The organism is Halomonas sp. KM-1, from assembly GCF_000246875.1.
GTDB lineage: Bacteria > Pseudomonadota > Gammaproteobacteria > Pseudomonadales > Halomonadaceae > Halomonas > Halomonas aerodenitrificans.
Genome location: NZ_BAEU01000110.1, coordinates 163,193 through 183,623, shown reverse-complemented (window position 1 = coordinate 183,623; position 20,431 = coordinate 163,193). Strand labels below are relative to the sequence as shown.

21 protein-coding genes are annotated in these 20,431 nt (G+C 62.5%); 8 read left to right on the top strand and 13 right to left on the bottom strand.

The window, feature by feature from the left end:
* Nucleotides 1–14: 14 nt before the first annotated feature.
* The 3 genes from B8115_RS12515 to B8115_RS12505 are packed head-to-tail and all read left to right on the top strand — an operon-like array spanning nt 15 to nt 2,662.
* Nucleotides 15–656: a TRAP transporter small permease gene (locus tag B8115_RS12515; RefSeq protein ID WP_010628148.1), complete on the top strand. Its 642-nt coding sequence runs from the start codon at nt 15–17 to the stop codon at nt 654–656.
* Complete coding sequence (locus B8115_RS12510; RefSeq protein WP_010628147.1) at nt 653–1,957, top strand: TRAP transporter large permease; 1,305 nt, start codon at nt 653–655, stop codon at nt 1,955–1,957. Before B8115_RS12515 ends, B8115_RS12510 begins: the two co-directional genes overlap by 4 nt.
* A gap of 3 nt (nt 1,958–1,960) precedes the next feature.
* Entirely contained in the window at nt 1,961–2,662 is a 702-nt protein-coding gene (locus B8115_RS12505) for an aspartate/glutamate racemase family protein (protein ID WP_010628146.1), read from the top strand.
* A gap of 9 nt (nt 2,663–2,671) precedes the next feature.
* Here B8115_RS12505 and B8115_RS12500 read toward each other — a convergent pair whose 3' ends face one another.
* From B8115_RS12500 to B8115_RS12465, 8 genes are all read right to left on the bottom strand, one after another.
* Nucleotides 2,672–4,870 (bottom strand): OsmC domain/YcaO domain-containing protein, encoded by a 2,199-nt coding sequence (locus tag B8115_RS12500; protein WP_010628145.1) that lies wholly within the window; start codon nt 4,868–4,870, stop codon nt 2,672–2,674.
* Between the two features lie 315 nt (nt 4,871–5,185).
* Nucleotides 5,186–5,797: a hypothetical protein gene (locus B8115_RS12495; RefSeq protein ID WP_026038093.1), complete on the bottom strand. Its 612-nt coding sequence runs from the start codon at nt 5,795–5,797 to the stop codon at nt 5,186–5,188.
* A gap of 50 nt (nt 5,798–5,847) precedes the next feature.
* Complete coding sequence (locus B8115_RS12490) at nt 5,848–6,594, bottom strand: SDR family oxidoreductase (protein WP_010628143.1); 747 nt, start codon at nt 6,592–6,594, stop codon at nt 5,848–5,850.
* Entirely contained in the window at nt 6,591–7,157 is a 567-nt protein-coding gene (locus B8115_RS12485; RefSeq protein ID WP_010628142.1) for a dihydrofolate reductase family protein, read from the bottom strand. The genes B8115_RS12490 and B8115_RS12485 overlap by 4 nt, the downstream gene beginning before the upstream one ends.
* On the bottom strand, nt 7,154–7,672 hold the full coding sequence (locus tag B8115_RS12480; RefSeq protein ID WP_010628141.1) for a GNAT family N-acetyltransferase: 519 nt from the start codon (nt 7,670–7,672) through the stop codon (nt 7,154–7,156). The genes B8115_RS12485 and B8115_RS12480 overlap by 4 nt, the downstream gene beginning before the upstream one ends.
* A 1-nt stretch (nt 7,673) precedes the next feature.
* Nucleotides 7,674–8,042 carry a glyoxalase superfamily protein gene (locus tag B8115_RS12475; protein ID WP_010628140.1) on the bottom strand — a complete coding sequence of 123 codons (369 nt, stop codon included), beginning with the start codon at nt 8,040–8,042 and terminating at the stop codon, nt 7,674–7,676.
* Nucleotides 8,043–8,132: 90 nt separating this feature from the next.
* Entirely contained in the window at nt 8,133–8,711 is a 579-nt protein-coding gene (locus B8115_RS12470) for a hypothetical protein (protein WP_010628139.1), read from the bottom strand.
* 46 nt (nt 8,712–8,757) lie between these two features.
* On the bottom strand, nt 8,758–9,861 hold the full coding sequence (locus tag B8115_RS12465; RefSeq protein WP_010628138.1) for a DJ-1/PfpI family protein: 1,104 nt from the start codon (nt 9,859–9,861) through the stop codon (nt 8,758–8,760).
* Between the two features lie 85 nt (nt 9,862–9,946).
* Between B8115_RS12465 and B8115_RS12460 the strand changes: the two genes are divergently transcribed.
* Both B8115_RS12460 and B8115_RS12455 read left to right on the top strand, forming a co-directional pair.
* Nucleotides 9,947–10,957: a GlxA family transcriptional regulator gene (locus B8115_RS12460; protein ID WP_010628137.1), complete on the top strand. Its 1,011-nt coding sequence runs from the start codon at nt 9,947–9,949 to the stop codon at nt 10,955–10,957.
* Between the two features lie 75 nt (nt 10,958–11,032).
* Nucleotides 11,033–11,458, top strand: coding sequence for a DCC1-like thiol-disulfide oxidoreductase family protein (locus tag B8115_RS12455; protein ID WP_010628136.1), 426 nt, complete (start codon nt 11,033–11,035; stop codon nt 11,456–11,458).
* A 19-nt stretch (nt 11,459–11,477) separates the two neighbouring features.
* On the opposite strand, the gene B8115_RS12450 is transcribed toward B8115_RS12455, so the two are convergent.
* Together B8115_RS12450 and B8115_RS12445 are read right to left on the bottom strand one after the other, a co-directional pair.
* On the bottom strand, nt 11,478–11,951 hold the full coding sequence (locus tag B8115_RS12450) for a GFA family protein (protein ID WP_010628135.1): 474 nt from the start codon (nt 11,949–11,951) through the stop codon (nt 11,478–11,480).
* A 37-nt stretch (nt 11,952–11,988) separates the two neighbouring features.
* A complete protein-coding gene (locus B8115_RS12445; RefSeq protein WP_202949083.1) occupies nt 11,989–12,861 on the bottom strand; it encodes a DUF3626 domain-containing protein in 873 nt (290 codons plus the stop codon).
* Nucleotides 12,862–13,043: 182 nt separating this feature from the next.
* Here B8115_RS12445 and B8115_RS12440 point away from each other — a divergent pair, with 182 nt between their 5' ends.
* Nucleotides 13,044–13,730, top strand: a complete 687-nt coding sequence (locus B8115_RS12440; protein ID WP_010628133.1) for a type 1 glutamine amidotransferase domain-containing protein — start codon at nt 13,044–13,046, stop codon at nt 13,728–13,730.
* A 126-nt stretch (nt 13,731–13,856) separates the two neighbouring features.
* Nucleotides 13,857–14,450 (top strand): LysE family translocator, encoded by a 594-nt coding sequence (locus tag B8115_RS12435; protein ID WP_010628132.1) that lies wholly within the window; start codon nt 13,857–13,859, stop codon nt 14,448–14,450.
* Between the two features lie 22 nt (nt 14,451–14,472).
* Here B8115_RS12435 and B8115_RS12430 read toward each other — a convergent pair whose 3' ends face one another.
* Nucleotides 14,473–15,306 (bottom strand): AraC family transcriptional regulator, encoded by an 834-nt coding sequence (locus B8115_RS12430; RefSeq protein WP_010628131.1) that lies wholly within the window; start codon nt 15,304–15,306, stop codon nt 14,473–14,475.
* 237 nt (nt 15,307–15,543) lie between these two features.
* Between B8115_RS12430 and B8115_RS12425 the strand changes: the two genes are divergently transcribed.
* Nucleotides 15,544–17,070, top strand: a complete 1,527-nt coding sequence (locus B8115_RS12425) for a GGDEF domain-containing protein (RefSeq protein ID WP_010628130.1) — start codon at nt 15,544–15,546, stop codon at nt 17,068–17,070.
* A gap of 74 nt (nt 17,071–17,144) precedes the next feature.
* Here B8115_RS12425 and B8115_RS12420 read toward each other — a convergent pair whose 3' ends face one another.
* Nucleotides 17,145–18,497 (bottom strand): cytochrome P450, encoded by a 1,353-nt coding sequence (locus B8115_RS12420; protein WP_010628129.1) that lies wholly within the window; start codon nt 18,495–18,497, stop codon nt 17,145–17,147.
* A 126-nt stretch (nt 18,498–18,623) separates the two neighbouring features.
* The gene (locus B8115_RS12415) at nt 18,624–20,330 is read right to left on the bottom strand and encodes a methyl-accepting chemotaxis protein (RefSeq protein WP_010628128.1); all 1,707 of its coding nucleotides are present in this window, start codon (nt 20,328–20,330) and stop codon (nt 18,624–18,626) included.
* Between the last annotated feature and the right edge of the window lie 101 nt (nt 20,331–20,431).

Sequence of the window (20,431 nt, the reverse complement as noted above, 5' to 3'; positions counted from 1 at the left end):
CCCGGGAGGCGACGATGACGATCTACGCTCGCATTCTCGGCATGCTGTTTGGCGCCATGATGCTGCTGCTCGCCCTGCTGATCACGGTGGAAACCGTGATCCGCAAGGCCTTCTCGATGTCGCTCGGCGGGGTCGACGAGCTGGGAGGCTATGCCATCGCCATCGCCGCCCCGCTGGCTTTCTGCGTGGCCATGGTCGAGCAGTCCCATATCCGCATCAACCTGGTGCACATGCGCCTGCCCTTCAGGGTGCAGGCGGTGCTCAACGCTCTGGCCGCCCTGACCCTCGGGCTGCTGGCAGCCTTCCTGCTGTATTTCACCATCCAGACCGTCCAGGACACCCGGCTCTACGGCTCCATCGCCCAGACGCCCCGGGCCACGCCGTTGATCTACCCGCAGACCGTGTGGCTGATCGCCATGGTCGCCTTCACCCTGGCCGCCACGGTGCTCACCGTGCAGGCCATGGGGCTGCTGGCGAAGGGCGACTGGAAGGCGCTCAACCGTCGCTTCGGCCCGAGCTCGACCCAGGACGAGCTGGAAGCGGAGCTCGAAGACCTCAAGCTACGCGAACAGCAATCAGACGGGCTGCCGCTCGATGAACCACAGGCGGATGAATCCCGTACCGGCGACCCGGTGCGCAAAGGAGGCCAGTCATGAGCATTCCCCTGATCGCCTCGGCGTTCTTCATCATGCTCAGCCTGATGCTGCTGAGCATCCCGGTGGCCGTGGCCATCCTCTTCGTTGGCGTGATCGGCGGCTACCTGATGCACGGCTTCCCCCTGGTGGACATGATGGGTGGCGTGGTCTGGAGCAGCCTGAACAGCCCCTCCATGCTGGCGATTCCGCTGTTCATGCTGCTCGGCGAACTGCTGCTTCGCGGCGGCATCGCCGACCGGATGTACGCGGCGCTCTCGGTGTGGTTCAACCGCCTGCCGGGCGGGCTGCTGCACACCAACATCGCCACCTGCACGCTCTTCTCCGCCACCTCGGGCTCTTCGGTGGCTACCGCCGCCACCGTGGGCACCATCTCGCTGCCGGCGCTGCAGAAGTACCGCTATCCGGTGCGCCCTTCGCTCGGCTCCTTGGCTGCCGGCGGCACTCTGGGCATCCTGATTCCCCCCAGCATCAACCTGCTGGTCTACGGCCAACTGGCCAATACCTCGGTCAGCCAGCTGTTCGCCGCCGGTCTGATCCCGGGCCTCACCCTGGCCCTGCTCTTCTCCGTCTATCTGTTCATCGCTCACGGCAAGGCGGGCAGTACCTCCCTGGTGGAGGTCAACCTGCCGCTGCGAGAGAAGCTTGCCCTCTCGCGCCACCTGGTGCCGCCCTTCGTCATCTTCGGGGTGGTGATGGGCAGCATCTACGGCGGGGTCGCCACGCCTACCGAATCCGCAGCCATCGGGGTGATGATCGCCCTGGCCTTCATCGTGGGCGGGGGCAAGCTGAGCCTCGACCTCTTGATCCACTGCTCGCTGCACGCCGCCAAGACCACCGGCATGGTGATCATCGTGCTGATGTGCGCGCTGCTGCTCAACGTGACCCTCTCGATGCTGGGGGTAACCCAGGCGCTGACCCAGTGGGTGGCGAGCTTCGGCCTCACCCAGGTGGGCCTGCTGCTGGTGCTGCTGCTTTTCTACGTGGTGCTCGGCACTTTCATGGATGCCATGTCGATGCTGGTGCTGACGGTGCCGATCACCGTGCCGATGGTGATGGCCGTGGGCGTGGACCCCATCTGGTTCGGCATCTTCATCGTGCTGATGTGCGAGATCGCCCTGATCACGCCGCCGGTGGGCATGAACCTCTTCGTGGTGCAGGGGGTGCGCAAGGATGGCGGCAGCTTCAACGACGTGATTTGGGGCTCGCTGCCCTTCGTGGCGATCATGGCGCTGTTCACGCTGACCATCATGGTCTGGCCGCAGATCGTGATGTGGCTCCCCGACTTGCTAGCGGGGCGCTGATCCATGACCCATTACCCTGGAGACGCCACTCAGCCGGCCCCCGTTCGCGTGCTGGCCATCAATCCCAACACCAACCCGACCGTCACCCGGCGAGTGCGGGAGGTGCTGCAGGCCCTGGCGCCGCCCGGCGTGATCATCGAAGCGGAGAGCCCGCACCAAGGGCCCCGGGCGGTGGAAAGCGGGCAGGACAAGACCCGCGCCGCCAGCCACGTGATGGCGCTGATCGAAAGCCGCATGGCACAGGGCTACGCCGGCTATATCCTCGCCTGCTTCGATGACATAGCCGTCGCTGAGGCCCGCGCTCTGACCGGCGCCCCGGTGGTCAGCCTGGCGGAGGCCGGCATTCGCCGCGCGGACGCCACCGGTGGTCCCTTCACGGTGATCACCACCTTCGAGGGCGCCGTGGCCACCATTGAGTCGCTCTGCGAGAGCTACGACGTGAAGGAGCGCTGCCGCGTCGTTGCCACCGGCATCGGCGTGAGCGAGACCGCGGCGCGCACCACCCTGGCCGAGACGCGACTGGCGAGCCTCTGCGAGGGAGCCCGTGCGGAGGGGGCGCGAGCCATCGTGCTGGGCTCCGGCGCCTTCGCCGGACGCGGCGCGCAGCTTACCAGGCGCCACGGCCTTCCAGTGATGGACGGCTTCGCCGAGGCGCTGGCCTTCGTGCTGCGCCAGGCGGAGCCCATGAGAGCCCGAGGCACCTAGCGCTTTCGCTCAGGTAGGTGTGCACGCCCCCGCGCGCTTGGCGCGGTGGGCGTGCAGCTTCTTGTAGCTCTCGATCAGACGCTGATGCTTCTCCAGACCTTCGAGCTGCATGTTGGTGGGCGTCAGGCCATGGAAGCGCACCTCGCCGTTCACCGAACCGACCACCGCGGCCATGGTCTGCTCGCCGAACATGCGGGTGAGGTTGTGCAGGTAGTCGTCGAGTTCCAGCTCGTCGTCGAGCACGATCTCCAGCACCGCCGCCACGGCCTGGTAGAACAGCCCGCGCTCCACGGTGTTGTCGTTGTACTGCTGGAACATCTCGACCCGCTCCAGGGCCTCTTCGTGCTGCCCCAGCGCCAGGTGGATCAGCAGCTTCAGCTCGAGGATGGTGAGCTGGCCCCACACGGTGTTCTCATCGAACTCGATGCCGATCAGGGTGATGATGTCCATGTGCTCGTCGAGCTGGCTCTCCTCCAGGCGCGCCAGCAGATCGGCCAGTTGCTCGTCGCTCAGGGCGTGGAGGTTGAGGATGTCCTCGCGGTAGTCCAGCGCCATGTTGGTGTTGTCCCAGATCAGGTCGTCCATCGGGTACACCTCGGAGTAGCCCGGCACCAGGATGCGGCACACCGGTGCGCCCAGGTCTTCGTGCACGGCCATGTAGGCCTCGAGACCCAGCTCTTCCAGGATACCGAACAGCGTGGCCGCTTCATCCTCGTTCGCGCCGGAGAAGTCCCAGTCGGCGAACTCGAACTCGCTCTTGGCACTGAAGAAGCGCCAGGAGACCAGCCCCGAAGAGTCGATGAAGTGCTCGACGAAGTTGTTGGGCTCGGAGACGGCCTGGGAATTGAAGGTCGGCGGCAGGAAGTCGTTCAAGCCCTCGAAGCTGCGGCCCTGCAGCAGCTCGGTGAGGCTGCGCTCCAGCGCCACCTCGAAGCTGGGGTGGGCGCCGAAGGAGGCGAATACGCCGCCGGTGCGCGGGTTCATCAGGGTCACGCACATGACCGGGAACTGGCCACCGAGTGAGGCGTCCTTGACCAGTACCGGGTAGCCCTGGGCTTCCAGGGCCTGGATGCCTTCGAGAATGCCCGGGTAGCGCTCGAGCACTTCCATGGGCACGTCCGGCAGTGCCAGTTCCTGTTCGAGAATCTCACGCTTCACCGCCCGCTCGAAGATCTCCGAGAGGCACTGTACCTGCGCTTCAGGCAGCGTATTGCCGGCACTCATGCCGTTGCTGAGGTAGAGGTTCTCGATCAGGTTGGAGGGGAAGTAGACCGTCTCGCCGTCCGACTGGCGCATGAAGGGCAAGGCGACGATGCCCCGTTCCCGCTTGCCGGAGTTGGTGTCGATCAGGTGCGAGCCGCGCAGCTCGCCCTCCGGGTCGTAGATCTCGCGAGTGTAGTCGTCGAGGATGCCTTCGGGCAGCTCGTCGTTGGGCCCGGGCTTGAACCACTCCTCGTTGGGATAGTGCACGAAGGCGCTGTTCGCGATCTCTTCGCCGAAGAACTGGTCGTTGTAGAAGAAGTTGCAGCTCAGGCGCTCGATGAACTCGCCCAGCGCCGAGCACAGCGCGCTCTCCTTGGTGGCACCCTTGCCGTTGGTGAAGCACATCGGCGAGGCGGCATCACGGATATGCAGCGACCACACGTGGGGCACGATGTTGCGCCAGGAGGCGATCTCGATCTTCATGCCCAGCTCGGCCAGCATGCCGGACATGTTGGCAATGGTCTGCTCCAGCGGCAGGTCCTTGCCCTCGATCCAGGTGTAGGCGTCCTCGTCGGGCTTGGCTATCAACAGCGCCTGGGCGTCCTCGTCGAGGTTCTCTACCGTCTCGATCTGGAACTCGGGGCCGGTCTGCACCACCTTCTTGACGGTGCAGCGATCGATGGAGCGCAGGATGCCCTCGCGGTCCTTCTCGGAAATGTCTTCCGGCAGCTCGACCTGGATCTTGAAGATCTGGTTGTAGCGGTTCTCCGGGTCGACGATGTTGTTCTGCGAGAGGCGGATGTTCTCGGTGGGGATGTTGCGCGCCAGGCAGTACACCCGCACGAAGTAGGCCGCACACAGCGCGGAAGACGCCAGGAAGTAGTCGAACGGACTTGGTGCCGAGCCATCGCCCTTGTAGCGGATGGGCTGGTCGGTGATGACGGTGAAATCGTCAAACTTGGCTTCAAGCCTGAGATTTTCAAGAAAATTGACTTTGATTTCCATGACGGGCTACCGATGGGGAAGTGTTGCTGGCGCAGGCCGAGGCGCGCAGTCTATCACACCACCCGGGCGCTTTCGGTAACCGACGGCAAGGGTAAAAGGCTCAGCGATACGCCGCGAGTCGGAAGAGGAAGTCGTGGGAGTCTGGCAGTAGGGCAAACAAGAATCTACCCGGCAAACTGGTTACCGGGTAGTTCCCTGCATACTTGTGTTTTTTCGTCAGAGCCGTCTCTGCGGCTTTGTTTACGCAAATTAACGTTGAGTAACGCTAAAAGCAACATAGACATTAGGCTAAAGCATGGCCGCTCTCAGGCCGTCTTACTTGGCGCTCTCACTATGGTGCACTCCTTCATGTTGCAGTGCTTCGAGCACTCTCCGGCCCCGCGGAGAGAGCCGATAGCCCGTGCCCAGGCTCTCTGTCAGGCCCAGATTCTTGAGCTTGCGCACGTTGAGCTTGAAGGCTTCCTTCTCCAGATCCATCATCTCGCACAGCTCCCCTGCGCGGACGCCGGGACGGTTCCCTATCACTTCCAGCGTCTTTCGGGTCCACGGCCCATGTGCGGCTCGCTCATCCAGCCGCCGCAAACGCTCGTGCAAGCCCCGGATTTCCTCACCCGTCAGCTCCGTCGATTCGCGAAGGGCTATCCGAGGATCGGGGCGTAACTCGCCCAGCTCGATTTTGTAGAGCTCGCCTTCACTACGCCGGGAGAGTTCGCGCAGCAGCGACTCGCGGGATTCATAGCCAGCCTGCACCGCATCCTGCTCAGAGATCTCCTCGAGCGCGACCTGGGTCACCGACACGATGGGCAGCTCGCCCACAGCGGTGAGTAGCGTACCTCCTGACTTTACGGTGGGCCGTCGCCAGCGTCGGAAGGCCAGCGTCACACGGCCATCACGGATCTTTTCGAGAAACGCCTTCTTGAACAACACGGCTATTGCCCCCTTTCCGGCCTGAGACTCCGCACCGCTATCTTGCGCCGCTATCTTCCGCCGGTTACGTCCAACAGCGTGCCGGTGGAGTACGAGGCTTCATCGGAGAGCAGCCAGAGAATGGCGCGGGCCACTTCTTCCGGCTGCCCGCCGCGCTGCATGGGCACGCCCGCCTTTACCCGCTCGACCCTGCCGGGCTCGCCGCCGCTGGCATGGATCTCGGTGTAGATCACCCCAGGGCGCACGGCGTTGACCCGAATGCCCTCACCCGCCACCTCCTTGGCCAGGCCGATGGTAAAGCTGTCGATGGCGCCTTTGGCAGCGGCGTAGTCGACGTACTCATCCGGCGCGCCGAGCCGCGAGGCGATGGAGGAAACATTGACGATCGCCCCACCCTGCCCACCGTGCCGGGTCGACATGCGCCGTACGGCCTCCCGGGCGCAGAGAAAGCTGCCAACCACGTTGGTAGTCAGTACCCGGCTCAGGCGCGCGGCGTCCATCTCCTCGACCCGCATCTGCCTTTCCAGAATGCCGGCGTTGTTGACCAGCGCCGTGACCGGGCCGAGCTTCTCGTCGACTTCGGCAAACAGGCGCATCACGTCGGGCTCGTGGCCGACATCGCCCGCTATGGCAATTGCCTCGCCGCCGGCTTGGGCAATCTCCTCGACCACGGCCAGCGCCGCCGCCTCGTTGTGGCGATAGTTGATGCACACGGCGTAGCCTCTGGCCGCTGCCAGGCGGGCGGTGGCTGCACCGATGCCCCGGCTGCCGCCGGTAACCACCAGGACCTTTTTCAATGCGATACCTCCCTTGCGACCACCCCATACCGCAACTCGACCATACCGGTACCCATCTGGCGTACCGATTCGAGGCGCAGGGTTGGGCTCAGCACGCGGCGTGGAAAGAGCGGCTTACCCTTGCCCAGGGTAACGGAGCCAATCTGGACGATGAGCTCATCGAGCAGGCCGGCATCGTGAAACTGCCCCGCCAGATCGCCACCACCGACGACCCAGAGGTTTTTTCCGCCCGCGGCTGCACGCATCTCTTCATGGATAGGCCCCACCTCCCCCTGCACGAAGCGGACGTCCGCTCCTTCGGGAATCGCCAGGTCGCGATGGGTGAATACCCAGGTCGGCTGGGTGTAGGGCCATGGCGAGCCGGTTTCGGCCGCCACGGTATCGGCATTGCGCAGGATCCACTCGTAGGTGGAAGCCCCCATGGCCAACGCGCCCACCTCGGCGATGAACGCCGGATAGCTGGAGTCGCTCAGGTCGCCCAGAGTGAACAACCACTCCAGGGAATCGTCTTCCGTGGCAATGAAGCCATCGAGACTGGCTGCGGTGTAGTACTGGGTTTTCATGATTGCCCATCTGCAAGAAAAGCTTCATGGAAGGTAACGCTACCCTGCGGAACATGATCGCCGAAGGGCAAAGCGAAGAAATACTCCGGTGGCACTCCCTCGTAGACGAGCCCAGGCACATTACGGAACCCGAACTTGACGTAATACTCAGGGTGGCCGACGAGACAGCAGCCTTGGGCGCCTATGGCTTGCAGCCGAGCCAAGCCCTCTTCGATCAGCGCCTTCCCGATACCCTGCCGCTGGTATTCCGGCAGTACGGAAACCGGCCCCAAGCCATACCAGCCCGTGGTGTCATCCGAGATGCTTACCGGCGAGAAAGCGATATGCCCCACCACCCGACCTTCCCTCTCCGCCACCAGCGATACTGCCAAGGCGCCAGCGGAGCGTAATTCGGCGACGATGAACTGCTCGGTATGGCTGGTGTGCTCCATTTCTCGAAAAGCCGCGACGGTTACGTCGTGTATGGCATCGATATCGGCGGCTGTTTCTGTACGTATGGCGATGTTTGCTTCCATTTCAGGTACTGACCGTATTAGTGAAGGTTAGTCGGTTGCCGAACGGGTCGGCTAGCGTCATATCCTGGCTGCCCCATGGCATCGCTTGTAAGTTTGGCTTGGCATATCCATAGCCAGCGGCATTGAGCTGCTGATGGAACGCCTCGAGCTCATCGGTCTCGATCCGTAGTGCAGCGCCCGGGCTGCAATCGCCGTGATGCTCGGAGAGATGCAGCACGCAGCCATCCTTGGAAATCTGCATGTACAGCGGCATGCCTTCCGCGAAGCGGTGCTCCCAATCCACCGTGAAGCCGAGAAATTCAATGTAGAACTCCTTGGCCTTGGCTTCGTCGAAAATGCGCAGTATTGGCGTCGTCTTGCCGAAGCTCATGCTGTGAATCTCCTTTTGGGTCGAAAGTAGCTCGCAAGGTTGTACGATATACCGCGAATCGAGGTTTACCGCTAAGGCTTCAGCAGACTGTCAGCTACCTAATAGCCACCCCAGCACCATCAGGATAAACACGACCGGATAGCCCACGATGGCAGGGGTCATGGTGAGCACCATGCCCAGCGCGCGCCCTTCCACGCCTCGCCGGTAGCCACGCAGAAACAGCACGCGGCCGACAACGAAGAACGTCACGCTGACGGGGATGAGCGAGAGCCACGCCCCTGCCACCAGGCTGGCATAGGCGACATAGAACCCCACCGCCAATATCGCTTGCTCCAGGGTGTTCTGCAGGAACGCCACATAGATGGCGAGTTTCTCGCTCGGCGGCCCTGCGGCCGAGCCGCCGATGTCCTCGGGCGAGAACCGGCGAGTAGTAGAGACCAGGCCGACGGCCACCAGCACACAGAACAGCACCACGGCGCCGGCACGCACGGCAAAGGCCAGACGTTCCCCGAGCTCAACGGGAAAAACGATGAGCGCAGGCAAGAGCCAGTAGGCTGCACCCACCGCCATGCCGAAAAGCACGAAGCCGAGCGTTCCCGCAGAACGGATCTTGCGTTCGGCACGCTGCATGTCGATCTGGTCTGGGGGTGTTTTGTAGCCTTGGCTCATGCCGATCTCCTCTTGAATAAAGCGTAGAACGCCTCAAGCGACGGTCTTACCAGACATACTCGAGCTGTGCAGCCACTGTGGTGGCCGTGCGCATACCATAGCGCTGCTGGATGTCCGCCAGGGCCTGTTCGAGCGCAGCGGCCGGCGGTTCAGTGAGCGGTTCCAACAACTCGGCACCGGCATGGCCGGGCACCGCCTCGACAAGCAGACCTCGCTTGGTGCGTATGAGCGTCTCACTGTCATGGGTCGCTGTGAAAGAGGCGCGAAGGGTCCGCGACCAGGCATCTGCCGTCAGTGCCAGAGCGATTTCGTCGACGCCGTGATCGATCGGCAGCTCCAGACGCTCACGATTCCAGAAAGCCGCCCAGTTGTACGCCATGTTCAGGAGCAGACCCGCACTCAAACCGAAAGCGGACGAATCATGGCTCGCACCTGTATCGGACACTCCCAGCGTCAGGGCGAGACGTTCGGCCTCGGGCGTTCCTGCCACCGCTTCGACCAGCGCCAGGGAAACGGGCAAGGAAGCGGATACGCCCGTGGTGGTGACCCTCTGGCCATCGACCACATAACGCCGGTCACGTACCCAGGTCGTATCCCGATAGCGTCGGTTCAGCTTGCCCAGTGAAAACCAGTGCCCGGTCGCCATCTTGTCCTGCAAGAGGCCGGCATGGGCCAGAGTCAGCACCCCATCGCAGATCCCCACTAACAGAGCCCCGGACTGCGCTTGCTGCTGCAGCCATCGAACTGCCCTCGGATCATCGTGATGATGCAGTGCCGGCACGATGACGATATCGGCCCCTTCGGGCCGCTGGGCGTCGAATTCCGCCATCGTTTGTTCCGCCCACACCTTGAGAGCGGGATGGAGTTCTACGGCACCCGGCCGGGTGGAGACCGTGACCACCTCCATGTGGCCCGACGCCTCGAGCACACCGAAGGGAACCATGAAGTCCGTCGTCTCGGTGCCTTCGTTGGCCGCCATGATCGCCACGACATGCCGCTCGCGCCCACCCTTGGGCGGAGCCAGCTCGAGCGCTTCATGATGCGGTGAGGTGAGTGGCGAGGTGCGCTCTGCGCTACACCCGCCTGCGAAGACTGTCGCCAGCACCAGCAAGGCTGTGCCCAGCGACCGAGAAGCGGCTGAATTACGCATGTTCGTGTCTCCAATGAAGAACTCCGCTCATGCTCTGCCATGCCGGCAACTGGCGTAAATGACAAAGATATCGCAAAATCAGCCAATGCAGACTCCATCCCCGACGCTTCGCACCATCGTCATCCTGGGCTTCGATGGCATTCAGGCCCTCGATCTCGTTGGCCCCATGGAAGTCTTTTCCAAGGCCAACACCTATTGCCCTGCCGGATCGCCCGCCTACCGGGTGCTGCTGGCATCACCGCGAGGCGGAGATATCGTTTCCAACGCAGGATTGCGCATCGCCGGAACCGAGCCCTTGTCGGCACTGCCGAACTCTGTGGATACGCTGATCGTTGCCGGCGGTGACGAGGCGGGACTGCGCAAGGTTGCAGCAGAGGGTGAACTGCTCGACTGGCTGCAGCAGCGAGCCGATTCGTTTCGCCGGCTGGCCAGCGTTTGTACCGGCGCTTTCGTCCTTGCAGCGGCCGGATTGCTGAAGGGCCGGCGGGCGGCAACGCATTGGTCGGCATGCGATACGCTGCAAGCGATGTGGCCGGATATCGAAGTGGACCGAGACGCCATCTACACAGCCGAACCGCCCTTCTATACCTCTGCCGGCGTGACCACGGGACTGGACCTCTGCCTGGCCCTGGTCGAGGATGATTGCGGCGCCCAGGTAGCACTGAACGTGGCGCGCGATCTCGTACTGTTCATGCGCCGCCCGGGTACGCAGGCCCAGTTCAGCGTGGCATTGCGAGCACAGGGCGCCGCCAGCTCACGCCTGGCTCCACTCGTTGCACAGATCGTCGACGATCCTAGAGGCGACCTCAGCGTGCCCGCCATGTCGGCACGGGTCGGCATGAGCGAACGTACCTTCGTGCGCAGATTTCGTGCCGAGCTCGGGGAAACCCCCGCTCAATTCGTCAAGCAGGTGCGTGTGGAGCGTGCCAAGACGCTGCTCGAGACGACCCGCTGGCCCTTGGCTCGCATTGCCGACCGGTCGGGATTTTCCGGCCTGGATGCCCTGCATCGCACCTTCCTCAAGCAGGTCGGAGTGACGCCGGCAGCGTATCGTAGCTACTTTGGAGTACGCACCAACGAGTCCGATGACAAGTGAGGTCTACTAAGCCGTACTACGAGGCAAGCTGCGTATTGGCACGCAGCGCCTTAATCCTAAGAAAGGAATAGCAAGATGCCGTCAGCGGATGATTCGAATGTGCCGGCTCCCTCGAACCGCCGCCTGCGCCTGGTGTACGACGGCGAGTGCCCGATGTGCCGGCGTTACGTACGCTGGCAGCGCATTCGCCATGACGTCGGCGAACTCGAACTGATCGATGCCAGGCAAGACAGTGAGGCGCGCCGCGAACTCACCGCCATGGGCTTCGACCTGGACGAAGGTTTTGCCCTGCAGATAGGCGAACGCTGGTATCACGGCAGCGAAGCTCTGCACCGCCTTACGCTGCTCGGGACCCGCAGCGGCCTTTTCAATCGCCTGATGTACCGGCTGTTTGCCAGCCCCGAGCGCACGGCACGGCTCTATCCTCTGTTCAGAGCGTGCCGCACCGGCCTGCTGAAGGTGCTGAGAAAAGGCCGCATCGACAACCTGGGGCGAAAGTGAGCCTGCCTGACCGAAACGCTCAAGGCATTTCCAACCCTCGGCGCTGATGCCACTCGGCGATGCTCTCCTCGGGATAGCCGGCAAAGCACTGGTCGCCCTCCTTCGCCTCGACCTCCACCCAGGCGGCCTTTCTGTCCAGCAGCAGATGGACCCGCTCCGGCGGCACCGGCAGCTCGGTGTCGATAGCCGACGCAAACGGATGTACCAGCTCGGGCCAGTTGGGATCGAAGACCCATAGCGCCGAGGCGCACTGTTTGCAGAAGTGGCGCTCACCGGAGCTCTTTTGGCCATCGATCACGGCATGATAAACACCCTGATGCTCCGCTCCCTCGACCTGCAGCGTTTCGGCGAGCCCGCTCAGGTTGATGGCGTAGCCGCCCCCGCCAGCGGTCTTGCGACAGATGGAGCAGTAACAGCGCTGATAAGGATACGGATGCGGCGATTCGACGCTGAAACGAACCGCACCACAGTGGCAGGAACCTTCGAGCAACATGTTTTCCTCCTTGGCTGCATGTCGGGTCCACTGGCGTTTACAGGTTCTGGTCTCCGAAGCGAGCCAGATAGTGCCAGACTTTTTTCAACTTCTGAGCATCCATGACTTCCTCGTTAACCGCCCTTCCTATGATTTCTGGTGTCAGCCAGCCATCGACTGCGATTTCCTGGCCAACCCTGACTATCTCTTGTCCTCGAAAGCCAGGATGCTGGCTCATGGTTTCAGTCGACAATCGAAATCCTGCGTGCCACGAGGTTGCAAACGGCAACTCATTGGCCAACTTCTGCACCTCGGTATTCTTGTAACTCGGATCCAGGACCACCGCCTGGATGTCTTCATGGATATCAATCACTCCATGAACATGCGCTTCGATATAGTGATCGAGAGGATCTCTTTCGTCAGCATCCGCCATTTCAATCAAGTGCCCTACATGGCGTCCCGCCCCGTAGCCTCTGGGGCCAAAAAAACTTTCCGGGTAACAAAATGTCACCCTATCCAGCAATGTCGGTTTGAGCTTGAAATACGAGGAGCCGAAGCGAGGAGAGCCTCCAGAGCCAAGCTTCTTGTAGTTCAAAGCGCCATACTTCGGTCGTGCGGAAGGCTCACAGCTATCGTAAGCGCCTCTGAATGCACGGCTTTCCCATACCCACCGCGCACCGCCTGGAAAGGCAGTGAGCCCCCCATTACTGGTGCGCGTTTCGAACTGAGATTTCAGCACACCATCGCTGATAATCGCTGCCAGCAAAGGCATGCCTGTTGACGTCAAACGATCAGGATGGAAGTTGATCGTCACTTCCAAGGTATCAGTCACGGCTTTTACGCAGCCGTTTTTCCTAAAGAAATCAATACACTTTGATTGGGGATCGCTCAAAGCACCAAGGGTGTTGTTGGTATCCATTTCATCAGCCATTAGGGAACCTTGAATCCGACAGCCTGCGACACCATTGACAGCCGTGCGGAGCGAGGGCAACGCCTCTTTGGTCATTACCGCATGCTATTAGGCTCGCGACGATAGACACGCTACGCTCCTGTATAGCCTTTTAAACCACCATGGACCCGGTTGCCCACCGGCATCAAGTAAAGGAGAGCCTCATGAGCCCACGCATTCTGATGGTCCTGACCTCCCACGACCGCCTCGGCGATACCGGCGAGCCCACCGGCTTCTGGCTGGAGGAGCTGGCAGCCCCCTACTATGTCTGCGTGGATGCCGGCGCCGAGGTAGTACTGGCATCGCCCAAGGGCGGCAAGCCGCCGCTGGACCCGAAGAGCGACGCCGAGGAGAGCCAGACCGAAGCGACCCGTCGCTTCCAGCAGGACGACAAGGCCCAGCAGGCCCTGGCCAATACGCACAAGCTGAGCGAGGTCAGCGCCGACGACTTCGACGCCATCTTCTACCCCGGCGGCCACGGCCCGCTCTGGGATCTGGTCGACGATGCGGACTCGATCCGCCTGGTCGAGACCTTCTGGGCGCAGCAGAAGCCGGTGGCTGCCGTTTGCCACGCACCCATCGTGCTGATCCATGCCCGCGATCCCGATGGCAATCCGATCATCCGTGGCCGTCAGGTCACCGGCTTCAGCAATGACGAGGAGGCGGCGGTCGGCCTTACCGACGTCGTACCCCATCTGGTGGAGAACGCCCTTCAGGAGGGTGGCGCCCACTACTCCAAGGCGGATGTGTTCACCCCATATGCCCGCCAGGACGGCAAGTTGATCACCGGGCAGAACCCGCCCTCGTCGGAGCCTACGGCCAAGCTGCTGCTGGAGGCGCTGGGCAAGTAGTCACCACTCTTCAGGCTACCGGCCGCTCTGACCGGTAGCCGCTGACTTGATCCCGTATCAATTTCCTTCAATACCGCACCGCGCCGCAGCGGCAGACTCAGGCCATTGCCACCCAGGAGGATGACGATGAGCCTTGCCATGATTCTGCCGATGTCGGCGTTTGCCCTTGCGGCTTCGATCTCGCCCGGGCCGGTAAACCTGGTATGCCTGAGCAGCGGTACGCGCTATCCGCTTTCCCAGGGGTTGGTGTTCGTCACTGGCGCCACCCTGGGCTTCATTGTGCTCTTCGTTGCCGTGGGCCTGGGCCTCTATTCGGCACTGGCACTGGTGCCGGGTCTCACCCAGGCGCTGCGTTGGGCCGGCGTGGCGTTTCTGCTCTACCTGAGCTGGCGGCTGTTTCGCGACGATGGCCGCCTGCCCGAGAACGAGGCCCAGCGGGCACCGGGATTCATGACGGGAGCCCTGATGCAGTGGCTCAACCCCAAGGCGTGGCTGGCGTCGGCGTCGGGCATCGGCGCCTACACCAGCGGCAGCGATCTGAACCAGGTGTTGCTGTTCGCCGCCCTCTATCTGCCGATCTGCTGGCTGTCGCTGGGCAGTTGGGTCTATGCCGGCGCCTTTCTGCGCCGCTACGTGCATCGCCCGACGGTACTGGTGACGATCAACCGTACCCTCGCGCTGCTGCTTGCTGCCAGCTGCCTCTATCTTTTGCTTGAGTGAGGGCTATTCATCGAGTGAGAACCTATTGCTCGAGTGAGGACTGCCGATACTGCTGCGGCGTGGCGGCGACCATGCGCTTGAAGGTGCGCTGAAAGTGCGGCTGGTCGGCAAAGCCCGCATTCAGTGCCGCTTCGGCAATGGGAGTGCCGTTCTTCAAGGCATGCTGGCCGAGCTGGATGCGCCGATTGACCAGATAGGCGTGAGGCGTGAACCCAAAATGACGCTTGAAGGCGCGTATCAGATGGCCGGCGCTGTAGCCGCTGCGCTCGCACAAGTCGTCCAGCGATATGTCCTCGCTTGCGTGCTCGTCCAGATAAGCGGCCAAAGCCTTCAGCGTGGCCGGCGCCCGGGCTATCGGTCGCGCCGGTTGGCCGGCTAGTCGGTGCATCAACGCTGAGAGGTATTCCACCACTTCGGTCTGCTTGTCGAGCAGGTCGCGGTTCGTATCCAGCAGGCAGGCCGCCATGCGGCAGTACCCCATGTACCACTCGTTCTCGTCGATCACCGCGGTAGCGATGTCCTGCCAGTGCTGTGCCTCCAGCAACCCTGCCTGGTAACGCAACGCGGTCAGCCACTCGGCATCCACGTAGAGCATCAGGTAGCCCCAGGGTCGGTCCTCGATGGCGCTGCAGGCGTGCATCCAGCCGGGGTTCATCATGACCAGGGTGCCGGCCCGCACGTGATGGCGGTCGTCCCGGTAGCGGAAGGTACTCTCCCCCGCGGTGATCGCCCCCAGCGACCATTGGGTATGACTGTGTGGCGCGTAACAGACCTTGCGCCCATCCTCTACCTTGCGCAGCTCCACGTGGGGCATGCGCGCATCGCGCCAGAACAGCGGCTTGGTGGGAGTCGTCATGATGAGTTTCCTTACTGGCAGCTCACCACAGTGTAGCGCCTTGCCACACTCGATGCGCCACAGCCACATCTTCACACTCACACGATAAAGGGCGTTGGCCTGAATACGAACGATCCCATTGATGGGTACTGTCTACTGCTTTCACTAATGCTAGGCTAATGGAAATTCGTACGAGACGCCCGGGCTCAATGTGCTAGCGCCGTCTCATCCGTTCGGCCTTCAAAATAGACTGAGATCTTGCTGACATCCAAGGCCTACTCTCACAAGTTGCTCGGTGCCAGGCGTCCTCATCGACTCGCCCTGGCAACGCTGCCTCCCCGTGCCTTTGCCTTTCTCCACACCTTCGGCCTTACAGTATGGATCGCGCTCGCGGAAGGCCGCGGCTGGTCGCTGATTCTACCGGGGCTGCTCCTGCTGCTATGGCCGGCGATGGCCTACCTGCACGCGGCCCAAGCCCAGGATTCGAAGCGAGCCGAGTTCAAGAATCTGCTGTGCGACAGCCTGCTGTTTGGTGTGTGGTGCAGCGTGCTGGATTTTTACGTGCTGGCCACACTGTCCATCGCACTCGCCTGCTTCATGAACAACATGGTGGTAGCCGGCCCGCGCCGCATGCTGGTCTCCATGTCACTGTTCGCCGGCGGCGCCCTGGGCTGGAGCGCGTTGTCCGGCTTCGAGATTCGGCCTTACGTCAGCACCGGGCTGGACATCTATCAGGGAGCCGGCGCCGTGGTCTATTTTCTGGCCATTGCCTACGTGATGTACGGGCAAAATCGTCAGCTCGGTCGCAGCATGCGCGAGACCAAGTTCCAGAACCGGGTCTTCCACGCCCTGCTCGAACTGGGCGGCGTTGCCAACAGCGCCTCGAACATTCATATGCTGCTGGACGACTCCCTGAAACACCTGCATGCCGATTTCCCCGAGTACGGATTCGCCGTGTTCCTGCAGGAGCGCAGTCGGCCCGAAGTGACACGCTACGCCGCCGTGGCCGGTCTGCAGCTCGGCGTCGAGGATGAGCGACGGCTGGGCGGCCTGCTGGCAACGCTCCATGATCGGCAGGAAAGTGTGGTCAAGCTACGCGAGCAGAGTGTCGGCGAACAGCTTTATGCTACCTCGATGGCGGGCCGGCTAAGCCTGTACGATGGCTGGTTGATCGTGCGTGCCCCCATGCTGGATGACCGGCTGGAGCGCATGCTGCCCCTTTTCGTCGACCAGTTGGCGGCCGCCACCGAGAACAAGCTGCTGCACCTCGCGCTGAAGAAAACGGCGGAGCGCGACGGGCTGACAGGGCTCTACAACCGTGGCTTCTTCGAATCGGCCTTGCAGTTGAGCATCCAGGGTAAGGGGCAGACGCCAAGCCTGAATTTTGCCGTGTTGATGATGGATGTCGACGGACTCAAGGCGGTGAACGACCGCTACGGTCATGTAGCGGGCGATCAGCTCATCACCACGGTGGCCGAGCGCCTGCAAGTCCACTGCCGCGCCAGTGACATCCTGGCGCGATACGGCGGTGACGAATTCGTCGTCCTGTTTCCTTCTGCGGACCTCACGGCCGCGAATCGCCTGGCCAGCCTGATCAGAACGCATATCGAAGGCCAACGCTGCAGCATCACCACGGCCGACGGCAAGCAACTGACGCTGGAGCTACGCTTGAGCCTCGGTAGTGCCAGCTCCACCGAGGTGCCTGCCCAGGAAGTGCTTGCCCTGGCCGACGAGCGCATGTACGACGACAAGAGCGAGCGGCGCAAGCAGCGAGCCCTCAGTTGAGCGACACCGCACCCCTCATGCTGTGGTAGCACGGTGTCACTGCTGAGTGGTACCCACATTCTCTATCTAGATGTTCACTGTCTGCCGCCGACCTTGAACTCCAGGTCGTAGTTGTTGAGCAGCGGCGGCATCGGTTTGCTGCTGAGCAGGCGCGTCGGTGGGTTCAACTGGAACTCTCGGCCTTGCAACAGCTTGGCTAGCATGTGGCTGGTCACCGTCAGCACCACGCGGCGCCCCGGGCAGATGCCGGTACCGCCGCTGAAGGGGATCAGCGGCCAGTCGCCAACGGCATCAGGCTTCAGCCAGAGGTCGGGGTTGAAGCGATCGGCTTCATCCAGGTGGCGATCATCGCGATGGAAATAGGGCGCCAGGATGAGTATCGACGTTTCGGCCGGCATGGTGCCGTTCTCCCACTCGGTCTCCTCGGTGGTCTGGCGCAGCACCATGGGCGTGGTGGGCCATAGCCGCAGCGACTCGAGCAGACAGGCTCGCAGAAAGTCGAGTTTGGGGGCGGGGTTACCGGCATTCTCGGCTATCTCGGCCTGGGCCCGCTCGGCCTGATTGGGGTGAGCGGCAAGCAGCGCCAGGGCGCGGAAAGTAGCCATACCCGCGGGGTCGAAGGCGAACAGGTACTGTGGCACCTGATGTTCGGGCTGAGTGGTCTCGTTGGTCGGCGTGCGGGCGATCTCCCCTGCCAGGCTGCCCTCTTCCCCACGCTTCAGGTAGGTGCGGATTCGCTCGAGAAAGTCGTCCTTCACGCGGTCGTGGCCCGGGTGGAAGAAGGCCCAGTTGGCAGCGGAACGCAGCTTCTCCAACATCTCCGTCAGGGCATGGTCGTCGCGGGCGGTATCGCCCAGTACCACACGGCGTACCACGCGATTCCAGGTCGCTTCGAACATGTCCCAGTCGAGCTTGTTCTCATGCCGTTCGACCTGGGTGAGCAGCTCGCCGGCCTCTTGCTCGACCACTTGCACGAAACGAGCCCCCAGGCCGTGCACCGGGCACTCGCTGTGCAGCACCTTTTCGTTGAAACGACGGCGCTCGGCCCGTTCGGGACCGTGAGAAACCAACGCCATATCGGGCTCGAAGTGCTCGAGCGCCTTGCGCTTGGCCCATTCGGCAGTAGCGAACGGCTCGGGAGTTTCGTTGAGCACCCGATTGGCGTGGTCGGGGTCGAGAATCAACGCCATCGGCTTGCCCTCGGGCGTGTTCAGCATCAGCGGGCCCGGGCCGTACTTCTCGTTGAGCGATTTCAGGCGGCTAATGGCTCTCGCATCGAGGCCAAGTTTTTCCGCCACTCCCACCACCTTGGGCCGGCGAATGATCACCCCTTTGGCGATGTTGGGTACGAAGACATCGCCCATCACCGCCAACGTTTCGCCTGTGGTGGCTTGAGGCAGGCTGTTGGATGTCGAATCCTTCGTCATGTTGCACTCCTTCTGCTATCCATCCTGGTTCGCAGTCTAGTCGCGCAACTTATGACAAGCCTTTGTTCTCACAAAAATTTACAGCAGTTAACTCGAAGCTTCCGACTCACCAACGGCGAGAAGCGGTTAGAACTCGCTCCAGTCCTCCTCTACGGTGGAGCGCCGACGTGCCCCTGGCTTGGGATCGACCAGTTTGACGGACTGACGCTTCTCGGCAGGCCCTTGCGTCGTTTCGCCCTGCTCCGGGTGACGCTCACGCGGCTGAGCCGCGGCAGTGGCCGAGACGGCATGTTCGTCGACGCGGAAGGTGGCAATCAATCCCGCCAGACTGCTGGCCTGCTGCTCCAACGAGGCAGCGGCGGCACTCGTCTGCTGGACCAGAGAGGCATTCTGCTGGGTGACGGAATCCATCTCGGTGAGCGCAGCATTGATCTGCTCGATGCCGCTGTTCTGCTCTCGTGTCGCGGTGGAAATCTCGGCCATCAGCGCGGTGACCTGCCGAATCGAGTCGACGGTGGCATTGATGGTTTCACCGCTGCGCTCGGCCTGCTCGGCACCGGTGCCAATCTGGCTGGTAGTGGCTTCGATCAGGGTGCGAATCTCTCTGGCCGACTCCGCACTGCGGCTGGCCAGGGAGCGGACCTCGCTTGCCACCACGGCGAAGCCGCGACCCTGCTCGCCCGCCCGCGCCGCCTCGACCGAGGCATTGAGCGCCAGGATGTTGGTCTGGAAGGCAATGGAATCGATCACGCCGATGATCTCGTTGATACGTTTGGCACTCTCGGAAATCTCGCGCATCAGCTTGACGGTGCGCTCCACCTCTTCGCCCCCCGCCTCGGCGGTTTTCGAAGCCGAAGCGGCAAGCCGGTCGGCCTCGACGGCGGTGTCGGTATTCTTGCTCACCGTGGAGGCCATTTCCTCCATGCTGGAGGCCGTCTGCTGCAGGGCAGCAGCCTGCTCCTCGGTACGCGACGATAGGTCCTGGCTGCCCGAGGCGATCTCTCCGGCGCCGGTGAAGACGAATTCACTGCTTTGCCGCAGCGATACCACCAGCGTCTTGAGCTTCTCCTGCATGCGCCCCAAGGCACCGTAGAGCTGGCCGATCTCGTTGCGGCCCCGGTCTTCGATACGTGCCGTCAGGTCGCCATCGGCGATACGCTCGAAGTGGGCAATGGCTTCACGCAGGGGTGTCACGACCGCCCGCATCATGGCGAGGCGAATGAAGAAAGCGGCGGCCAAGGCCACGATCAACAGACCGAGGGCAGTCGCCCCGATGCGATTGCTCAGGGTTTTCACTTGTGCGATGGCAACGGCGCCACGCTGATCGCTGTAGGCAATGAAGGCCTCCATGGCATCGTCCAGGCCTGCCCCCAGTTCGGCCAACTGGTCCTGTCGGCGCTGTACGAGGAAGGGAGCGGCATCCAGTAGCGGCACCAGCCCTTCATTGACGTAGGCATCGTATGCTTCGGCAATGGCTGCCACGTATGGCGCGCGGGTATCGTCAGGCGCGATGGCAATCTGCCGAAACTCGGCGAAACGCTCCTGCGCGGTCTCTACCGCCGCCACGGCCATTTCCTGATTCTCGCGGCCGAGGTCGGGGTTGCCCTGGGCGCTGTGCGCGGCATAGCGATCGAGGAAGGTTTGCGCACGCAGTACGTTGACCTGGGCGCGGTTGGCCAGGTTGGAGAGCTGAGCATTGGTTTCCGCCAGCTCGTGCAGGGCGGCTTCACTGGTGCTGTTGGAATAGAACGCCAACCCACTGATCAGTCCGATCATCAGCACCAGCGCGGCCAGGGCTGCCGTCAGGCTCCACTTGATGGAAAGATGCTTCATCGTACCGCTCCCATGGGTCGTAGAACTTTGTGAAACCTCCAGATATAAAGTTTTCATCGGCAGCCAAGCGGCAGATTTTAGCCAAAAGTCCAAAATTACGA

Bases quoted from the DNA above. Each gene is read 5' to 3' on its own strand.
- B8115_RS12465 (WP_010628138.1), bottom strand. From the start codon at position 9,861: ATGCGTAATTCAGCCGCTTCTCGGTCGCTGGGCACAGCCTTGCTGGTG.
- B8115_RS12430 (WP_010628131.1), bottom strand. From the start codon at position 15,306: ATGACGACTCCCACCAAGCCGCTGTTCTGGCGCGATGCGCGCATGCCC.
- B8115_RS12420 (WP_010628129.1), bottom strand. From the start codon at position 18,497: ATGACGAAGGATTCGACATCCAACAGCCTGCCTCAAGCCACCACAGGC.
- B8115_RS12500 (WP_010628145.1), bottom strand. From the start codon at position 4,870: ATGGAAATCAAAGTCAATTTTCTTGAAAATCTCAGGCTTGAAGCCAAG.
- B8115_RS12485 (WP_010628142.1), bottom strand. From the start codon at position 7,157: ATGAAAACCCAGTACTACACCGCAGCCAGTCTCGATGGCTTCATTGCC.
- B8115_RS12435 (WP_010628132.1), top strand. From the start codon at position 13,857: ATGAGCCTTGCCATGATTCTGCCGATGTCGGCGTTTGCCCTTGCGGCT.
- B8115_RS12415 (WP_010628128.1), bottom strand. From the start codon at position 20,330: ATGAAGCATCTTTCCATCAAGTGGAGCCTGACGGCAGCCCTGGCCGCG.
- B8115_RS12475 (WP_010628140.1), bottom strand. From the start codon at position 8,042: ATGAGCTTCGGCAAGACGACGCCAATACTGCGCATTTTCGACGAAGCC.
- B8115_RS12450 (WP_010628135.1), bottom strand. From the start codon at position 11,951: ATGTTGCTCGAAGGTTCCTGCCACTGTGGTGCGGTTCGTTTCAGCGTC.
- B8115_RS12480 (WP_010628141.1), bottom strand. From the start codon at position 7,672: ATGGAAGCAAACATCGCCATACGTACAGAAACAGCCGCCGATATCGAT.
- B8115_RS12440 (WP_010628133.1), top strand. From the start codon at position 13,044: ATGAGCCCACGCATTCTGATGGTCCTGACCTCCCACGACCGCCTCGGC.
- B8115_RS12505 (WP_010628146.1), top strand. From the start codon at position 1,961: ATGACCCATTACCCTGGAGACGCCACTCAGCCGGCCCCCGTTCGCGTG.
- B8115_RS12460 (WP_010628137.1), top strand. From the start codon at position 9,947: ATGCAGACTCCATCCCCGACGCTTCGCACCATCGTCATCCTGGGCTTC.
- B8115_RS12455 (WP_010628136.1), top strand. From the start codon at position 11,033: ATGCCGTCAGCGGATGATTCGAATGTGCCGGCTCCCTCGAACCGCCGC.
- B8115_RS12510 (WP_010628147.1), top strand. From the start codon at position 653: ATGAGCATTCCCCTGATCGCCTCGGCGTTCTTCATCATGCTCAGCCTG.
- B8115_RS12515 (WP_010628148.1), top strand. From the start codon at position 15: ATGACGATCTACGCTCGCATTCTCGGCATGCTGTTTGGCGCCATGATG.
- B8115_RS12445 (WP_202949083.1), bottom strand. From the start codon at position 12,861: ATGGCTGATGAAATGGATACCAACAACACCCTTGGTGCTTTGAGCGAT.
- B8115_RS12470 (WP_010628139.1), bottom strand. From the start codon at position 8,711: ATGAGCCAAGGCTACAAAACACCCCCAGACCAGATCGACATGCAGCGT.